14 protein-coding genes are annotated in these 18,782 nt (G+C 44.2%); 7 read left to right on the plus strand and 7 right to left on the minus strand.

Translation table 11 applies throughout. The features are described from left to right. Positions 1-84: 84 nt before the first annotated feature. Together rpmA and rplU are read right to left on the minus strand one after the other, a co-directional pair. Positions 85-342, minus strand: a complete 258-nt coding sequence (rpmA, locus tag HII16_RS06275; RefSeq protein WP_135439229.1) for a 50S ribosomal protein L27 — start codon at positions 340-342, stop codon at positions 85-87. Between the two features lie 15 nt (positions 343-357). After that, positions 358-669 carry a 50S ribosomal protein L21 gene (rplU, locus tag HII16_RS06280; RefSeq protein WP_135439230.1) on the minus strand — a complete coding sequence of 104 codons (312 nt, stop codon included), beginning with the start codon at positions 667-669 and terminating at the stop codon, positions 358-360. A 366-nt stretch (positions 670-1,035) separates the two neighbouring features. Here rplU and ispB point away from each other — a divergent pair, with 366 nt between their 5' ends. After that, positions 1,036-2,007: an octaprenyl diphosphate synthase gene (gene ispB, locus HII16_RS06285; protein WP_169128451.1), complete on the plus strand. Its 972-nt coding sequence runs from the start codon at positions 1,036-1,038 to the stop codon at positions 2,005-2,007. Between the two features lie 127 nt (positions 2,008-2,134). On the opposite strand, the gene HII16_RS06290 is transcribed toward ispB, so the two are convergent. Together HII16_RS06290 and HII16_RS06295 are read right to left on the minus strand one after the other, a co-directional pair. Next, positions 2,135-2,686: a DUF4136 domain-containing protein gene (locus tag HII16_RS06290; RefSeq protein WP_169128452.1), complete on the minus strand. Its 552-nt coding sequence runs from the start codon at positions 2,684-2,686 to the stop codon at positions 2,135-2,137. 140 nt (positions 2,687-2,826) lie between these two features. Further along, a complete protein-coding gene (locus HII16_RS06295) occupies positions 2,827-3,051 on the minus strand; it encodes a hypothetical protein (RefSeq protein WP_169128453.1) in 225 nt (74 codons plus the stop codon). 158 nt (positions 3,052-3,209) lie between these two features. Between HII16_RS06295 and HII16_RS06300 the strand changes: the two genes are divergently transcribed. After that, complete coding sequence (locus tag HII16_RS06300; RefSeq protein WP_169128454.1) at positions 3,210-3,869, plus strand: dienelactone hydrolase family protein; 660 nt, start codon at positions 3,210-3,212, stop codon at positions 3,867-3,869. 14 nt (positions 3,870-3,883) lie between these two features. Continuing rightward, the gene (locus HII16_RS06305) at positions 3,884-4,126 is read left to right on the plus strand and encodes a DUF2960 family protein (protein WP_169128456.1); all 243 of its coding nucleotides are present in this window, start codon (positions 3,884-3,886) and stop codon (positions 4,124-4,126) included. A 34-nt stretch (positions 4,127-4,160) separates the two neighbouring features. On the opposite strand, the gene HII16_RS06310 is transcribed toward HII16_RS06305, so the two are convergent. Continuing rightward, the gene (locus HII16_RS06310) at positions 4,161-4,712 is read right to left on the minus strand and encodes a GNAT family N-acetyltransferase (protein ID WP_169128458.1); all 552 of its coding nucleotides are present in this window, start codon (positions 4,710-4,712) and stop codon (positions 4,161-4,163) included. Between the two features lie 98 nt (positions 4,713-4,810). Next, on the minus strand, positions 4,811-6,034 hold the full coding sequence (gltS, locus tag HII16_RS06315) for a sodium/glutamate symporter (RefSeq protein ID WP_169128460.1): 1,224 nt from the start codon (positions 6,032-6,034) through the stop codon (positions 4,811-4,813). Between the two features lie 430 nt (positions 6,035-6,464). On the opposite strand from gltS, the gene HII16_RS06320 reads away from it, so the two are divergent. The 3 genes from HII16_RS06320 (at position 6,465) to HII16_RS06330 (ending at position 17,527) form a co-directional block, all read left to right on the plus strand. Continuing rightward, on the plus strand, positions 6,465-7,724 hold the full coding sequence (locus tag HII16_RS06320; RefSeq protein WP_169128572.1) for a dicarboxylate/amino acid:cation symporter: 1,260 nt from the start codon (positions 6,465-6,467) through the stop codon (positions 7,722-7,724). A gap of 389 nt (positions 7,725-8,113) precedes the next feature. Next, complete coding sequence (locus HII16_RS06325) at positions 8,114-11,191, plus strand: TonB-dependent receptor (protein ID WP_169128462.1); 3,078 nt, start codon at positions 8,114-8,116, stop codon at positions 11,189-11,191. 51 nt (positions 11,192-11,242) lie between these two features. Then, positions 11,243-17,527 carry a S8 family serine peptidase gene (locus HII16_RS06330; protein ID WP_169128464.1) on the plus strand — a complete coding sequence of 2,095 codons (6,285 nt, stop codon included), beginning with the start codon at positions 11,243-11,245 and terminating at the stop codon, positions 17,525-17,527. A 91-nt stretch (positions 17,528-17,618) separates the two neighbouring features. On the opposite strand, the gene HII16_RS06335 is transcribed toward HII16_RS06330, so the two are convergent. Further along, positions 17,619-17,978 (minus strand): hypothetical protein, encoded by a 360-nt coding sequence (locus HII16_RS06335; RefSeq protein ID WP_169128466.1) that lies wholly within the window; start codon positions 17,976-17,978, stop codon positions 17,619-17,621. Positions 17,979-18,227: 249 nt separating this feature from the next. Here HII16_RS06335 and ndk point away from each other — a divergent pair, with 249 nt between their 5' ends. Next, the gene (gene ndk / locus HII16_RS06340) at positions 18,228-18,659 is read left to right on the plus strand and encodes a nucleoside-diphosphate kinase (RefSeq protein ID WP_135439241.1); all 432 of its coding nucleotides are present in this window, start codon (positions 18,228-18,230) and stop codon (positions 18,657-18,659) included. The last annotated feature ends 123 nt before the right edge of the window (positions 18,660-18,782 follow it).

Raw genomic sequence — 18,782 nt, forward strand, 5'->3', positions numbered from 1 at the left:
TTTACTGGCTGTTAGGCCCTTACTCTTATGCAAAAAAAAACCTCGCTTGAAGCGAGGCTTTTCAATCTGTGTCGTTAATCGCTATTATTCAGCGACGATAGATACAAACTTACGGTTTTGAGGACCTTTTACTTCAAACTGAACTTTACCGTCAGTTAGAGCAAATAGAGTGTGGTCTTTACCAATACCCATGTTTGTACCAGCGTGGAACTTAGTACCACGTTGACGAACGATGATGTTACCCGCTAATACTGTCTCACCACCAAAGCGTTTAACGCCTAAACGTTTAGCTTCTGAATCGCGACCGTTACGAGTACTACCTGCTGCCTTCTTATGTGCCATCGTTAACTACTCCTATTAACCGTTGATGCCAGTAATTTTCACTTCAGTGTACCACTGACGGTGGCCTTGCTGCTTACGTGAATGCTTACGACGTTTAAACTTAACGATTTTAACTTTGTCACCGCGGCCTTGAGCTACAATCTCAGCTGTAACCTTGCCACCATCAACGTAAGGAGCACCTACTTTGATGTCGTCGCCATCAGCAACCATTAAAACATTATCAAATTCAATTGAAGAGCCGATTTCTTGCTCTAATTTTTCTAAGCGAACAACTTGACCTTCGCTTACACGATGTTGTTTACCACCGCTTTGGAATACCGCGTACATTTGCTACTCCGATACACGCCATCTTCATGTGACGCACAAATTAAAATAATAGGTCGCGGATTCTACGCTAAGATTATTGGATTCGCAAGCCTAAAGATGAATTTTTCCTGTAATTTTTTGAGAAATGCTGATTACATAAAATCACACACAGAGATTTCACAGCAAATCCAGACTTACAAGGCGTTGCGAGATTATTCTGCGCTAGATCAAAAGTGTTGATAAAGCGATGATATTTTACCCAAATTTTCATTAAGTGTCTTTGCACTTGCGTAAAATAGTGTAAAATCAGCAACAACAATTTTAGCAATAGATTTTTAGCCAACTTCGGCTTTAAATAAAGGATCCCCTGGGATCAAACCGATATATATGAATATTACTGAGATTCAATCCTTGGCCGAAAAGGATATGGCCGGCGTCAACAGCCTTATATATAAGCAGCTCGAATCTGACGTGGTGCTGATAAACCAGTTAGGTATGTATATAGTTAACGCTGGTGGTAAGCGAATTCGTCCTTTGTTGACGGTATTGGCTGCTAGAGCGCTCGGCTATAAAGGCGACAAGCACATTTGTTTAGCGGCGATCATCGAGTTTATCCATACGGCTACCTTGTTACATGATGACGTTGTTGATGAATCGGAATTACGACGTGGTCGAGAAACTGCCAATGCAATGTTCGGCAACAGTGCCAGTGTTTTAGTGGGCGACTTCCTATATACCCGTTCGTTCCAGATGATGGTGACACTTGACGACATGACGGTTATGCAAGTGTTGTCTAATGCGACCAATGTCATTGCCGAAGGCGAGGTTTTGCAGCTCATGAACTGCAACGACCCAGATACCACTGTCGAAAGTTATATGCAGGTCATTTACTCAAAGACAGCTAAGTTATTTGAAGCGGCGACACGTTTAGCTGCCGTGGTGACAGGGCAAAAGGGTGATGTTATTGCGGCAATGAAAGCCTATGGTATGCATTTAGGTACAGCCTTTCAGCTTATCGATGATTTGATGGATTACACCGCTGACGCCAAAAAAATGGGCAAAAATGTCGGTGACGATTTAGCCGAAGGTAAACCAACCTTACCGCTACTTTATGCTATGCACCATGGTAATGAGCAACAAGCCACGATGATCCGCTCTGCTATAGAAAATGGCGATGGTATGGCTCACCTAGATGATATTCTTGTGGCGATGCAACAAACTGGCGCATTAACCTATACCCAACAAATGGCTGAGCAGGAAGCGCAAAAAGCCATAGAAGCACTAGCGACTCTAGATGACAGTATTTACAAGCAAGCATTGATTGCTCTGGCAAATATTGCCGCCAATCGCAGCGTTTAATTTCTGATGCTAATGTTTTGTTCTAACGTCAGCTAACATGCCAGCCAATATGTCATAAAAAACGGGATCGATAATCATCCCGTTTTTTATGGTCACTAGTTTGTCACAGCTGTGGCCGCGATAGCGATTAAAATTGTTGTAAAATTGCAGCCACCACTTCTTCGACCACGGCATCCACATTGTCGTCTTGGGTTACCATGGTTTTTGCATAGCCATGCCAAACAGGTTTCTTTTGCTTACCATCAAAAATATCAATGGCTAATTCACCTTCTTTGTAGGCGCGACCAGCGTTTGAATCACTCGGTGCCCAGGCGTAACCTAGTGGCCCCACCAACCAGTCTTCTTTGTTGTAACCACTCGGGTAGGCATTTGCGGGCATTTTATCTCTTGCCCCCAGGGTAAAGCCGACAGTAAAATCTGCATCAAATACCGAAAGAGCAGGGGTATAGCCCATATCAATTAATGTCGATGTGATTTGTTTAGCGACTTTTTTCACGATTTGTGGTTCGACATTGCTGCTGTGATTTAAGGCGTAATGATCATTTATCCAGCTAAAAGTCTTGTAATCAGCACGATTAACGTCACCATCGGCATTAACCTCAATGTCGAGAGTTTCGGGTGGGCTCGCGCAGCCAAATAACGTTAACAGCAACAGTAATGTTGTGAGTAAGGTTCTCATCACCACCTCTTATTAAGATTGAAGATGTTGTTATTGCATCGCTTGCATCACATTGTTATCCAAGCAACAATTTAACTAACTTAACTATAAGAGATTTATAGGTATTTGCTAAAAATTGGCGGTACAAAAATGGTTGGGTACTAATTGCTACGCCAGTCGTTTAATTGCAAATATAGGTTTTGTAAAAACAGCACAAAGCTGACGACGCTAACGATAGCGCATGGTATCGCCAACAGGGCGATATCTGCGAGGTATCCTTGATAACTGAATACCGCGCATATAATACTCGCAGCCAGTTCCAGTACGGTTTGTTCAAGACGGGTTTTAATACCGATTTTAACCGGGCGTATATATTTTCTAAACATGAATGGGCGTTCCTTGCATCACGCCGTTATTTTTATCGTGCGTGTTAGGCAAGCTAACAGCTATTGAAACACCACTCCAGTGATTTTTTCTGCTATCAAGTATGTTTCTCGCGGCGATATTCGTTATCATAGGGAAATAATTTATAGCGAGAGAATTTATGTCTTATCTTGATTGTGTGGTGATTGAGCCACAAGCTCAGGCCAATGCCAGTGTTATTTGGTTGCATGGATTAGGTGCCGACGGCCACGACTTTGAGCCGGTTGTTCCTATGATGAAGTTTCCAGAGAACACGAATATTCGCTTCATCTTTCCCCATTCACCAAAAATTCCAGTCACCATTAACGGCGGCATGGTGATGCCTGCTTGGTATGACATTTTAGATATGAGCGTGGATCGCAAAGTTGATGCGGCGCAACTTAAACAGTCAGCAGACGCTATCGATGCATTAATTCAACGGGAAATTGAGCAAGGCATTCCAGCGCAACGAATCATTATTGCAGGGTTCTCTCAAGGTGGCGCGGTGGCCTATGAGACCGCGCTTCGATTTGCCCAGCCTTTGGCAGGTTTATTGGCGATGTCGACCTACTTTGCGACTAAAGATTGTATTAGCTTATCGGCGGCGAATCGCAATATTGATATTATGGTGATGCATGGCAGTCAAGATCCTGTGGTGTTGCCGGAACTAGGTGAACAAGCGAAGCAGAATCTGCGCCAATTAGATTACAAGGTAGAGTCGAAAACCTACGCCATGCCGCACGCGGTTTGTGCAGAGCAAATTAGTGATATTGCTGACTGGATCAGCGCACGATTAGCATAATCTAGGAGTCATACATGGCAAGATTTGTAGAGTACATCTATCGAGGTAAAACCAAGAAAATTGCCTTTTCTTATTCTCAACATCGCGATATGTACGAAGCGGTAGCAGCGGCGGAAGGTGTCGATATCCAGTCCATTCTTGCTATGGAGCAGCAACTGGAAATGGTTAGCCGTGGCCAAGGTATTATGAAAAATTTTAGGCAAAAGGAGTTTGCGCGAATCGGCTTTAGCAAAGTATGGATGATTAAAGACCAATAATTATAGGTCTTTTCTATTGTTGCATCCTATAGCGCTATGGCTTATCCGTCGTTACCTTAAGTTGATAAAACACCACTTGTTCACCTGCAACATCCGGGTGCTGGTCCGTCTTTTGATAATCTAATCCGAGCTTTTTCATTACCCCGATTGATGCCAGGTTTTTGGCATCGGCAATGGCACTAAAATAATCGACTTTACCTTCAGCGATTAACGCATTCATCACCTGTTTAGCAGCCTCACTGGCAAAGCCCTTACCCCATGCACCTTGCTTAAATCGCCAGCCGATTTCTAAATCTCGCCAATGCGGTTGTTCGGTGAAAAAATGCATCGGCCTGATTAATACCCAACCGAGAAATTGGCCGTTTTGTTTTTCATTAACTTGCCACAGACCCCAGCCTTTATCTGCATTACGATACTTTGCTAAACGCGGGATAAAGACGCTTTCTATGGTGTGCATACTATTGGCCTTGCCACCATTAATGTATTTCATGACTTGTGGATCGCTATCGAGTTCTTGCAACACCTCAGTGTCATTTAGGTCGATAAAGCGATAGCTAAGGCGTGCGGAGTCCTTGATTGTTAACATGCTGCATCCTTGTATGAGTAAAAGGAAATAAAAAGTCGGTCTGTATCATAACAGACCGACTGAATTAAGGTTAATTGTTGCGATAAATTAGCTTGCTATTAACCGATAAAGGCTAGGTACATTTGCAAGATAATCAAGTTGGTAATATCGATAAAGAACGCACCGACAATGGGCACCACCATAAACGCTTTTGGTGAAGGACCATTGCGTGATACTAAGGTACCCATGTTCATCACCGCTGTTGGCGTTGCCCCCATACCAAAACCACAATGACCTCCAGCCATAACCGCAGCATCATAGTCTCTGCCCATTAGACGGAAGGTAATAAAGTAGGCAAACAGTGCTAGCGTTATGGTCTGACAAACCAGAATCACTAATAATGGAATGGCAAGATCAAATATTTCCCACAGTTTCAAGCTCATCAATGCCATCGATAGAAACAGCGCCAGAGACACGGTACCTAAGATATCGACGGTTTCACTATTGATTTTGTATTTGTCTGTGATTTCGCAAATATTGGTGATGACCACACCTATAAATAAAGCGTAAACAAAATCTGGTATTTTCAGATAACTGATATCGAAGGAGTCGACAAACTCTTTAAAGTACTTTGCCCCTGCAACACAAATAAGCATAATAAACAGCGTCTCTGATACTTTTTTAGCGGTTACTTTGTCTTCTTCCAACTGGTTATAGGTTACCAAGTCTGGATGGGTATCGTGATGATGAGCACCCCGGCCGTATTCTGATTCGAAGCCGTTCTTGTCTATAATGTGCTGTGCAACCGGGCCACCAATAATACCACCCATGACTAAGCCAAAGGTTGCCGCTGCCATGGCCAGCTCTAGGGTATTAATGCCATACATTTCCTGAAACGTTGCCGACCATGCAGCCCCAGTACCGTGCCCACCACTAAGAGTAATAGAGCCGGCAATCAATCCCATGATAGGTTCGAGACCAAGCAGACTGGCGAGCGTCACCCCTAGACCATTTTGCACAATGATATAGAGCGTCGCGACACCAAGAAAGATAAAGACCTTAGCGCCACCTTGTGCCAGCAATTTAAAATTCGCTGACAAACCTACGGTAGAGAAGAACAACAACATAAAGGTACTTTGCAAGGGCAGGTTAAACTCGATGTTTACGCCTTGCGCGTGTAACCAAGTTATTACGATGGCAATTGCCAGACCGCCAAGGATTGGCTCTGGAAAGTTAAACTTTTGAATAGGTTTGACAATATGATTGATAAAGCGACCTATAAACAATACGAGTATTGCGATGACAAGTGATTCAATCGCACCAACTTCAATTGTTTCATTCATTTTTCACGCGTGTCCTCATTAGTCGTTGCTAGCAATGTTATTAACTATAGAACAAAGATTGCCCCTTGATGAGAAAGCGCTGCATTTATATACAAAGCGATTAATTTTTAGGAAAACAACACAAAAGCTATAAGTTGCTTTTTTAATCGACTGTTTGCTTGGCTGCACTAAAATGTCACTATTTAAGGTAAGTTTGTGATGACTTAGCACATCTTTGATCTAGGCTGTTGCCTCTCGGTAAGCGTCTGTGAATACGCTGTTTTGATTTGTAAAATTGACGGATTTTTCCTAGTGATCCAAGGCAATTTCATTATGATTGCTGCTCAATCCGGTTAACTGACCAAGATATCGCTAGCTTGGTGAGTTAACTCGATTGGAAAATTACAGCAAGAGAAGTAAATCGAGAAGTAAGAGTTAAATAATGACTGCAATAAAAAATTCACTATCAGCCAAGGTTTTTCTTGGTCTAGTTTTGGGTTTCATTATTGGTACGATGATCCAATATGTTATCCCACCATCATGGGCTGCTGCCGGTTTTGCAACTGAGGCATCGACAGGCCTAGGTGGTATGTTCGTTTCGATGATCAAACTTATCGTCGTACCATTAGTCTTTATTTCCATTACCTGCGGTATTTGTGAATTAAAAGATTTATCAAGTTTTGGCCGCTTAGGCACTAAAACATTCAGTTTCTATATTATTAATACCATTGCAGCTATCGCCTTAACGATGGCAATTGTTATGTGGCTCCAGCCTGGCGTCGGTGTAAACCTTGGTGCGATGGCCGAAAACGTCACACTTGCCGCAACAGAAACACCGAATATGTGGCAAATGGTGATCAACATTATTCCGTCAAACCCTTTCCAAGCGTTTGCTGAAGGTAATATGTTGCAAATCATCTTTATGGCGATCATGACCGGTATTGCCATTCAAGCGTTAGATAAGCGCGGTGGACCTGCGATCCGTTCGTTCAAAATGGCGAACGAAATCATGATGAAGCTTATTACCTTGGTAATGTCTTTAGCACCATACGGTGTGTTCTTCTTGATGATTTCTTTGGGCGCGACATTAGACTCATCTAAGATGTTAGCGGTTGCGGGTTATATCGCGTTAGTGGTTTGCATGTTTATCTTTATGTTCTTGGTGGTTTACCCGATGCTGGTGTTTATCACTACAGGTATTAAGCCGGTAACCTTTATAAAGCACATTCGTGAGCAAATCATGTTCTCTTTGTCGAGTGCGTCTTCGAATGCCACCATCCCAGTGACCATGCGTACGGTTACAGAAAAACTTGGTGTTAGTCGTTCAGTTGCCGGATTTGGTGTTCCGCTTGGGGCTACTATGAACATGTCAGGCGCGGCGATTTATACCACGATTGCCACCATTTTTGTTGCCAATGCCTATGGCATGCCAATGACAATGGAGCAAATGCTGCCGCTAGGATTTACGGTATTGTTGCTATCTATTGGTGCCGGTGGTGTGCCTGGTGGTGGTATCGTATCAATCGGTATCTGTTTGCATACATTCGGTTTGCCAGTAGAAGCATTGGCTATCGTTGCTGCCGTCGATCGTATTTGTGATATGTTCTGTACCACAGCCAACGTGGTTGGTGATACGGCCATCAATACCATTGTTGCCAAATCTGAAGGTGAAATCGATATCCCTATGCAAGGCCAAGCGGTTACCGCATAAGCCTGCCTATCAACAACAAAACGCCGGGCTTATGCCCGGCTTTTTTTTGCCAATTTTTCAGTCACAATATATACCACCAATAACCGCTTTAATTTCCCTTTAATCAGTGACTTAATTATGATCTTTTGTAGCAATCAATAAAGCTTTTATAATCTTGATTTTAGCTGAGTTTTTTGCCGATTTTTAAATTTTAACTGTTGCCTTATTCGTCCGTTTTGGTGTTTGCCTTATGGCGCAATAAGTTAACTCTCACAACACATCTCTGTACTTACGATTAACACTTTTTAACGCTTGAGTTGCATTCTCGTGTGCTATAAAAACTCGCCCCTTTTTGCACTATTTCATTTATTGGGGCGACAGACATACTAATAATAAGTGGTAATCAAGAGATGAACGTATCTGTTAAATTACTGGCACAAAGCATTCGCTATTCGCTGTTAGCATCCGTGCTGAATGTGCCTGTATCTCAATATGCCTTTGCTGAACAACAAACCGAAACGACGGTTGAACAAGAAGCAGAGCAGCAACATAACGACGAAGACATTGAAGTATTTCAAGTAACGGGTTCGCGAATTAGTCAGACTTCATTTGAAGGCCCTAATCCGGTTACGGTAATTACCGGTGAAGATATGGCGCGCGAAGGTCATATTACCTTGTTCGATGCGCTTCGGGATCTGTCACAAAACACCGGTTTGGTTGACACTAGTGAGGTAGGTGCGAGCGGTTTTACGCCGAATGCTAATGTCATTAATCTGCGTGGTTTCGGCCCGCAATATACTCTGACGCTGATTAATGGTCGTCGTTTAGCTAACTATCCTGCTGCCTATCAGTCAAATAGCTCGGTGGTTAATATCGGCACCATTCCAACTGCTGCTATTGAACGAGTGGAAGTGCTAACCACAGGTGCATCCGCTATATACGGCAGTGATGCGGTATCTGGTGTTATTAACGTTATTTTGAAAAAAGACGTCGATGATAGCAATGTTGCCTTAACCTATGGCACTGGCGAAGAGCACAATAAAGACAATTATCGTTTGCAACTGACCCATGGTATTGACCTAGAAAACGGCAATATCACCCTAATCGGTGAGTATGCGTCGAGTGATTACATAAAAGGTGGCGATCTAGAAGATATTGATTCTGCCTTTGATTACCCTTATGGCGATCCCGTTATGGCGCGTGGTGCGGTTCAAATCGACAATTGGGCGGCTTACGATTACTTGTTAAATCCAACCGGTGAGCCAACCTATGTTGATGCGGGCGAGGATGCTTGTAGCAATTTACCTTGGACCAGTTATGAATATCGCAGCCAATTGCCTGAAGCTGAAGCGCTAGGGCAAACAGGTGGTTCTTGGGGACATTATTGCGGATTTGATAACGCTAAATATCGCACGCTAAGACCAGAAACTGAAAAGTTCGCCTTTATGCTTTCTGCCAACCATGACATGGGTGGCGACGTCAGTGGCTTTATCGATCTCTTGTACACGCAAAACACCGCCGAAACCGACCATGGTCATATTGCCGTCAATGGCGGTACGGTTGAGCTTGAAAGTGGCGCGAACCAACTAAAGGTCAAAGGGCCAAATGGCCAGTATTTGGTGATGCCTGATTGGTACACCCTTGGTCGTATCCTACCAAGCGAAGAAATTGGCGACACGGCGTACCATTTTGATGAAGAGTCATTAAGCATCACCTTAGGTATTGAAGGTTATCTTGGCGACCACGCCTGGGAGGTGTATTTCACCGATTCCCGTTACGAGTTGGATACCGAACAACAAGCCCTGCGTTATCAAGAAACCGAAGAAATGTTCTTTGGTAACTACTTAAAAGAACAACTCGGCGTCAAGGTCTACGATGGCACCGGTACGCATAGTGTTTATGATCGCCTAAGTCAGGAAGATATCCGTCGTTTGGTCGGTACAACTACCACTAATAATAAAACCGAAGCGCAAATGGCGAGTGCGGTGATCAGCGGTGATATGTTCGACATGCCGTCTGGGCCTGCGCAATATGCGGCGGTGCTTGAATACGTGAATGAAGAGTTTGAATACCAACCAGATGAGCTTATGACCATGCCAGAAGGTGAAGGTTGGTGGGGCTTAGCTGGCTTTGGTGGGTTTGGTGAACGCTCTCGCTCTTCTGCCGGTTTAGAGACCAAATTCCCGGTATCTGATTATTTAAATTTTGGATTCGCCATTCGTTATGACCAATACGATAGCGCATCGACCGCCAACGATGGTCAGTATACGCCAGCTTATAATGTTGAATTTCGACCAAATGACGAGTGGCTGTTCCGTGCCAGTTACTCGCGCTCGTTCAAAGCGCCGGACATGCAGGCAATATTTACTCGCTCGCGAGCCTTTAGTTTTGGTACCGATTACGTCTCCTGTTATGAGCAGTTCTTTGCCGGCAGGGTAAGCCCGAGTGAGTTCGTTAAAGACTCTCTATATTACAGTCAATGTTTGGGCAGTACCTTTAATGCCGAGCAATTGCCAAATACCGAACTGGAAAACGAAGAAGGCACTTCGATTGGTTTAGGTTTTGTCTACTCTCCAATGACAGAGTTGACCATCAAGTTTGACTATTACGATGTAGAAATCCGCAATCAGGTGCAACGTGGTGATATTTCATCAATCTTAATTGAGGACTTCCATTGTCGCTATGGCACCGGTGAGTCGGCACCTATTTTTGGTTGTGACATCGTTACCGGTACCGAAGACCGTCAAGGCCTAGTTATCCGTAATGAGAATCCAAACAGTGACGACCCACTGGCCGGCGGTAGCTTGGAAGCGGTGAATACCACGGCGTTTAACTTAGCCTCTTATCGTCAGACCGGTATCGACAGTTCCATCGATTATCTACTTGATATCGGTGCTTGGGGCGACTTGAAATTTGGCATTAATCACACCGGTATTTTGACCACCGAATATGACGCGTTAGCCGATGATGACCAAGCGCCGTACAGCTTTAGCGACAACATCGCTAACCGCGAGCCGCAAGATATTGTCACCGCATCGGTGAGTTACTTTTATGAGAACTTCGCTGCGACGTTATCCGCACGTTATATGAGTGAGCTGGCACCACGCCGAATTCAACCGAAAACAGATGAAAATGGTCAAATTATTTTCTTCGATAAATACGGCGACCCGCTTAACTATCAAATCAATGATGACGGTGAGTACATCGTTCAAGACGGTTATTACGAAGGTGAAGATGCGCGTTTAGTTGGTGAAACCAAACGCTCGCAAAAACGTCTTGACCCATACATTACCGCGAACTTGGTATTGGCTTATGCCTTTAACGAAGGTGATACCAATATTTCGTTAACCGTACAAAACGTGTTTGATGAAAAAGCGCCAAAAGATGACACCTTTATGGCCACTGAATGGCCTTGGTACGACATCTACAGCTATTCAGGTTCAGCGCTAGGGCGCGAATACTTCATTCAGTTAAGTCATCATTTTTAAGCAGTTTCGTTAACACGCCAACAGGCGGGTAAATAAAAAAAGGTATAAATTATGAATACCAAAAAGTTCATTTTAGCGGCAGGCGGGGCACTGTATGTCAGCAGCGCTATGGCAGCTACTCAGGTTTGGGATATTGATAAAACCCAATTACCGGCACACTTGCTTGAGTCGAATCAACGTCAGCAAGTTGAGATACCAGCAACAGCGGTATCAACGACAAACAATGTCGAGGCAAAAGTTAATCGTTTTAATGGCATGCCAAGCGTTAATAATGTTGTAAACCAACAAATTATTCGCAGCCAAAAGTTCAGCTATGACCCAACAATCAGTGGAGAACATGAGTTTGTGGTGGTTCTGGCAGAACAACCTGTCGCTGCTTATAAAGGTGGCGTTGCGGGTCTAGCGGCAACCCATTTAAAAACCTTTGCTCAACAACAACATGGCAGCACTATTCAAGCAAATGGTAAGCCGGCGGTTACAGACCGTGCAACTCTAAAAGCCATGCAAAATTCATCAGAATATCAACGCAGAATTGAAGCCTATCAAAACTATTTGTTAGCAAGCCAGCAGCAAATCGTCGATGCAGCCGCCAAACTTGGGGTTAGCATTAACACCAACTTTCAATACACCAACGCCGTAAATGGATTTACGACGGTAATGACTCAAGAGCAAGCACAAAGCCTTGCTCAGCTTTCCAGCGTTGTCTCCATCTCACCGGTTCGCACCTTCCAACTGCAAGAGTTGGTAAACAGTGAACTGTTGGGCTCGAGTGAGGTTATTAATGTCGAGTCAGTCTGGAATGCATGGGGCTATAAAGGTGAAGGCATGATTGTCGGTGTCGCCGATACCGGTATTAATGCCAGTAGCGCCTCGTTTGCCGAAGTCGGTGCTGATGGTTATGTGCATACAAACCCATTTGGTGATGGCAATTTCTTGGGTGATTGTGCGACAGCAGAATGGCGCCATTTATGTAATAACAAGCTTGTTGGTATTTACTCTTACGAGGAAATTACAAGTTATTATCGCAGTCAAATTGCCCATCAAATCACCGAAAATCGTGGTAAAGAGGTAGATTTATCCAACGATGGCATGATTCGACCAGCGACGGGTATTGATTATATTGGCCACGGTAGTCATACCGGTGGTATTGCCGCGGGTAACTATGTCAAAGATGTCGATTTTCTTTATCGTCAATTATTGGCTGGACCGGGTATTGCGGCAATGGAAGAACCCGTAGGTGACTTATCCGGTATTGCCCCGCATGCGAATGTAATTTCGTATCAGGTTTGTTTACCTGGAGGTGGTGGTGATGCGCTTGCAGGCTGTTTAGAAACCGCGATGATCTCAGCCTTGGAAAAAGCCGTTATCGACGGTATTGATGTCCTCAATTGGTCTATTGGCGGTGGTTCACGCGACCCTTGGGGCGATCCTATCTTACTTGGCTTCTTAAGCTTAAAAGAGCATGGGATTCATGTCACCGCGGCCGCTGGTAATACCGGTGGCTATGAGCAAGTATCTAACGTAACTCCATGGTCCTTATCTGTTGGCGCCACGTCACTTGGTCGTAATAACGAAAATGTTGGCTCAGCAACATTGCTTTACAGCACCGATGGTGAAGACTTTGATTCTATCGATCTTGGTGGCGAGCGTGCATACAGTATCTCTGGTGGCGTGCAAGGCGTGGCGGTATTAGGCGCTGACATGGGCGAATGTATTAACTTTGACTGTTCACCTGCCCCGGTTTGTGAAGAAGGCTCAGAGCTAATCGATGGCTTGTGTTATTTACAATGTGCCGAAGGGCAACGTCGCAATAATGACACTCTCGAATGCGAGCGTTTATCGACATCAAACCCAGGTTCTGGTGATGATAGCGGTGCTTGTCTAATTGGTGAAACCATGACGCCAATTGGCTGTGTAGCGGATCACGTTAGCGGCCCAGTGAGCTGGGAAAGCATTTGTGAAGGTCAAGAGTTGGCAGTGTATCCAAGCCTTGGTAATGATGCTATCCAGCAAGCTTTTATTTGTCCTACGATCAAAGTGGAAGACTGTGCTGTCGACCACCGTCCTTTCAGTGGTGAGTCGGCCAAGACAGGGAGATGTTGTGCTTATGGTGTTATTGATAACACCGATGTTGCAGATCAAAACATCTGGCCTGGTGAACCGCACAATATTTATGATAGTTTCCACGGTGCATGCCATGGCCCAAGTGGTGGCGGTTTCTTGAGTCAAGGTAACCTTACTGAACTGGAATATGCGCTTGAAGCGGCCGGTCAAGTTGACAAGACTATGGCATCTGTCGCGAGCTCCACACCAACTGAAGACGTTACCGTTCAACAAGAGACGGTAATCGGTTCTTTGCCATTACAAAAAATATTTGCTGGCGACCCGTACTGTCTTGATTTCGATAGCTGGAAGGATCCGAACGATCCTAGTGCCGATTTCGACTTTACCGATAAAGTATTAGTGTGTGGTCGTGGCGACGATACGGTTAAAGACAACAAACCGCGCATTAATAAGGCCAAAGACGCTTTCTATAAAAATGCGGCCGGTATGGTAATGTACAACACGGTTAAGGAATATCCGTACAATGCACGCTTTGCTAGCGCATTAAATTTTCCGGTTTATGCCGATGACGAACAAACTGAGATAGTCGATTACCAAAATTTCCCGTATATCCATGTTGGCAATGCCACTTGGAGAAAAGGTATTGGCCGCAGAACATTACGTCAAAAGTTTATCGAAAATGACGCGTTGTATTTAGAAATTGGTTCCGTACAAAAGTCTGTCTCTTACGATCCGAAACGTATCCGTGATTTGGCGGGTTTCTCATCTAAAGGGCCAAATAAACACTACCCAAGTTTGATGGGGCCATCTATTGTCGCGCCTGGTGAGAATATTTTGGCGCCGTATACCAATGATAGTGCCTTTACTACCCGTGCAAATTCAGCTGAGTACGCTTTTGATACCGGTACATCTATGGCAGCACCACATATGGCGGGTGTCATGGCGTTATTGGCACAGGTTCGAGGCGACGAATGGACGGCTGCCGAGCGTGAATCTGCAGCCATGTTAACCGCGGGAGTGGTTACTGGTGGTTCATGGTTGCGCATTGACTGTTCTGGTTTAGACATCGTTAATAACCAAGACTTTACCGATTATAATCAAGATGCTGATGTCATCTGTCCTGAGTACGATGCCGACAATATTTTCCATCAAGAATTTGTTTTTGAAGCACCTTATATTGATAAAGAAACGGGTGAGTACGCCAGAGATGAAGAAGACAAGCTTCTGCTAAAAGTATTTAAAAGTTACTTTGAACGTCAAGGGACTCGTCCTTGGGAAGCTGGTTCAGGTCTAGTTAATGTCGACGCGGCACTTAATTCCGGTCTTATTATGGATGAAACCCATGAGAACTATCTAGCAGCAGACCCAACTAAGGGCGGTGACCTAACACAATTAAACTTACCGTATTTGTTTAATGGCGCCTGTCATGAAGAGTGTTATTTTACCCGTACCTTCACCTCGACGGTTGCCGGTGATAATACCTGGGTTATTGATATTGAAAACTCGGAAGAGTCCATCGAACTAACCGCATCAAAATCAAGTTTCACCTTACGAAAAGGTGAATCGGTGACCATCTTCTTTACTGCCCGAATCAAACGTTCTACCAGTGCCAGCAGTGATGGCTCAGGAATGGTTGACGGCATGGTTAACCTAATTCCTCAAACTCCTGGTGTGGTGTCAGCGCATTTACCGGTTGGTATTGCCTTAACACCATCTAGATTACCACTTATGGGGCACGGCTCTGCGTCAGAAGACGTTGGTCAGTTCCCTCTCAACGGGATTGCCCCGTGGGGATCTAGCGACGATTTACAAGCGAATATTTATCAACAAGGTGGTGTTAGCTACGTTAAAACAGATAATGACGGACATGTTGCAACCACAGGAGCGGGGCAATTCTTCTTTTCTGCAGCGGATTTCGCTAACGGCTCGACCATAATCGGTCAAACTGAGCTTACCGTTGATCAAAGCCCTGATCATGGCGACTTGACTCAGGAAGCTGCGGAGTTCTCTATCGAAGAAGATTCACTGCACTTGATTTGGGTCGATGTACCGGCCAATAGCAAACTGTTGGCTATTGATATACTTGAGCATGTAAGCAGTTCGACAGAGGCCAGCGGCAACCCTGCTGATATCTGGAAACGTGGTGATTTATTGGTGGTCGTTGGCCGCGACAATGATGACAACCAAGAGCTTGACTATAAACAAGAAGGTATGTGTGTATCGTCAACAGAGTTGAGCTTAAATCACTGTCTAATCCACAATCCTGAACCAGGTAAGTATTGGATTCATTTACAAAACGTGGGCACTCGTCAATTTAATACCGTTAAAGATACCTTTAAGTATGCTGTTTCTGTGATTGGCGACGAAACATCAAGTGCCATGGCGGTTGTAGCCCCTGATTCGTACCAAGGTACTCAAGCTATGACGTTGGACGTGACCTATGATATTAAACTTAACCAAGGCGATGCGGTATACGGTTTTGTCGAACTGGGAACATCAGAAAATAATCTCGATAACCTTGGTGCCATCCCTGTTAAGCTGACACGTGGTGCTGACGCATTTACGGTTGAGGTTTCTGATACTGAGGTAAAGGCCGGTAACTATGTTCGTGTTGATGTTAACTACGCGCCGAACCATACCGGTTATCAACGCACCTTTGCCCTAGATGTCGAATTCCCGGATGGTTTAACCTACATTCCTTACAGCGTTGGTGGTGACCCACGCTTTGTCACCGGTTATTCCGAGCAAGGCGGTAATCTGACCATTAGCGGTTATCAACCAAACAGCTATCGTCTATTGCCGTTCTATCAAATCAGTAGCAATGTTGATCCGTCAAAAGAAGAGTTTGAGAATCACCCATTGGCAGCGGCTTTCAACGCCCAATGTAAAACACCACCTGTTGGTGGCTATATTGATGGCTCTTCACCAAACGGTGGTTATATCGATTTGGCTCGTTTGAACCCGCGAATGGCAACGCCGCCTTATGGTTCAGAAAATCCAGACAAGATGACTTCATGGAGAGATCAAATTCGCGTTAATACACAGCAGTTGTTTGGTTATGGTACAGACGCTGATTTTAATCTGTATAACGCGCCAAACGCTTACCATGAGCTACGCATTAGTCCGATGGGATATATCGACTCAGGTGTGGACTACCCATTGTTTGGTGTGCCTTACGCAGACCCATTCACGGTGATGCATTTCTTACCTGATATTCGCTTAGGGCCATTGATGGTGGGTAGCTTTGATACGCAATTAACGACCGGTAAAAAAGCCCCTGAAGATGCCTTGCAAGCCGATGATGCTGAGGGTATTACCCTGGCGGCATTTATGAGTAGAGAAAACAAAAACCTGATCATCGAGTGGGATAACGCGTACACCATCAAGGGTGATCGTTATAACTTCGGCAGTGAGGGTACGCCGCAAGGTGACAGTTTCGATTTCATGGCAATGATCGACCTTGAATACAGCTATGAAATGGGCAGTTATGAGTTGATTTATGCTTATGACAATATCCAAACAACTCACAATAAGGGCTCAATTGGTCTGCACGGGATGGCGGGTCTGCGTACGACCTTTGGTCCTGTTGGCGGTTACCGCAATCGCTCTGTCGGTTACAACAATATAGACCAACTACTGCATGATAATTTGGTGATTTGTTTTGACTATATTGGCGATGATTACAGTAAATCAAACTTTAACTTCTGGGTTAAAGTGGAAGAGGGGTACGCGGGTGAGCAAATCGACTTTACTGTAAAAACCAAATTGGATCGTATGACCAAATCGGTAACCAATACCTTAAATGTGGCTGGTAACCTAACTATTCGTGATATTGATGATGTGGTGATTAATCAGGGTGAACGTATCGAAATCCTTGTGATTTATAACGATTTAGCCAATAGCGTCAATGAAATTACCGTGCAATCAGACTCTATTATGACAGAGTTATCTGGACACACCCCAGGCTCTATTTTGACCATAGACGCAAGTTGTGATTTTGCCGGTACCACAGAAGTACTGGTCACCGTTGCTGATATGGATAACACGGATGACAAGGCCAGCACGTCATTTTTGGTTAACGTACAGCAAGTCAATGGTTTTACAGCAAACGCTGATTGCAGCGCTAACGGTGAATCAGAGTCTGAAACAGAGTCGGGTTCAGATTCATTAGAGCTGAAAAAAGAATCTGGCAGTTCTGGTGGTTCAATAGCATTATTATCGCTGTTATTGCTGCTGCTCAGCGCAAGTGTTCGAATAAACGTTAAGCAATAAGCACTCCCCCGTCTAAACATTTACGCTTATTCAAACAAAAAGCCCGGACAGTAAACTCTCCGGGCTTTTTTATGGACATGGATAAATCAGGCTAAACAAAGGTACCGGGCTTGTCAGCACACAGGTACCAATCATTACGTTTTACCGAATGGTATTTACCGACTTCCAATACCAAGTTGTCTAATAAAGGTGGTTTTTTTAAATAAGGTTGCCACTGTCTTAACGTTTCGTCATGGGCATACCAACTTAAAATACGAATTCTAACGGTATCATCGGCAATGATACTGACGACTTTTACATGCACTTGAACCTGTCCTTGATACCAATGTAAGTAACCGTTTTCATCGGCAAGTTGATACTTTGCGGTGGCTTCACGACACATGGTCTTGTCCAGTAATTCTTTACTGCTTATCTGGCCATCGTTGGCCTTTGCTGGCGATATGCTAAGCAAAAAACAGTACGTCAGCAGCAGTGATACAGCACGTAACAAAGCACTAGGAAGTTCGCTTTTTATCTGAAAACTAGGTTTAGTCATTCTTTATAAACAACAGAATTGCAACATCGATATATCCAAACTAGCACTATTTGCCACAAGAATCAGGTAAAAGCCGACTTAGGGAAAATTTTAGCGTGTGTTTTTCCATTATTTCCTCTATAATCGCGCCAAAATTTTTATATAACAATTTATTGAGGGCTTATCATGGCTATCGAACGTACTTTTTCTATCGTAAAACCTGATGCAGTTGCTAAAAATGTTGTCGGTGCAATCTACAACCGTTTCGAATCTGCTGGTCTTAAAATCATCGCTTCTAAAATGGTTCACTTGAGCCGTGAAAAAGCTGAAGGTTTCTACGCTGAACACAGCGAGCGTCCATTCTTTGGTGCACTAGTTGACTTCATGACGTCTGGTCCAGTTATGGTTCAAGTTCTAGAAGGCGAAAACGCTGTTCTTAAGAACCGTGAAATCATGGGTGCTACTAACCCAGCTGAAGCTTTAGCCGGTACTCTTCGTAGCGACTACGCTGAATCAATCGACGAAAATGCTGTTCACGGTTCTGATGCTCTTGAGTCAGCTGCTCGTGAAATCGCATACTTCTTCTCTGACGAAGAAATCTGCCCACGTACTCGCTAATTTAGCGAATGACGTATAACAGGTCGCGTTGCGACCTGTAAACAAGAAGGATTTTGCTGCTATCAGTGAAATCCTTTTTTGTCTTAATGTGACCGATTAACTCAGCGGTTGTGAATTTGTTAG

The sequence above is a fragment of the Thalassotalea sp. Y01 genome (genome assembly GCF_012932945.1).
GTDB lineage: Bacteria > Pseudomonadota > Gammaproteobacteria > Enterobacterales > Alteromonadaceae > Thalassotalea_A.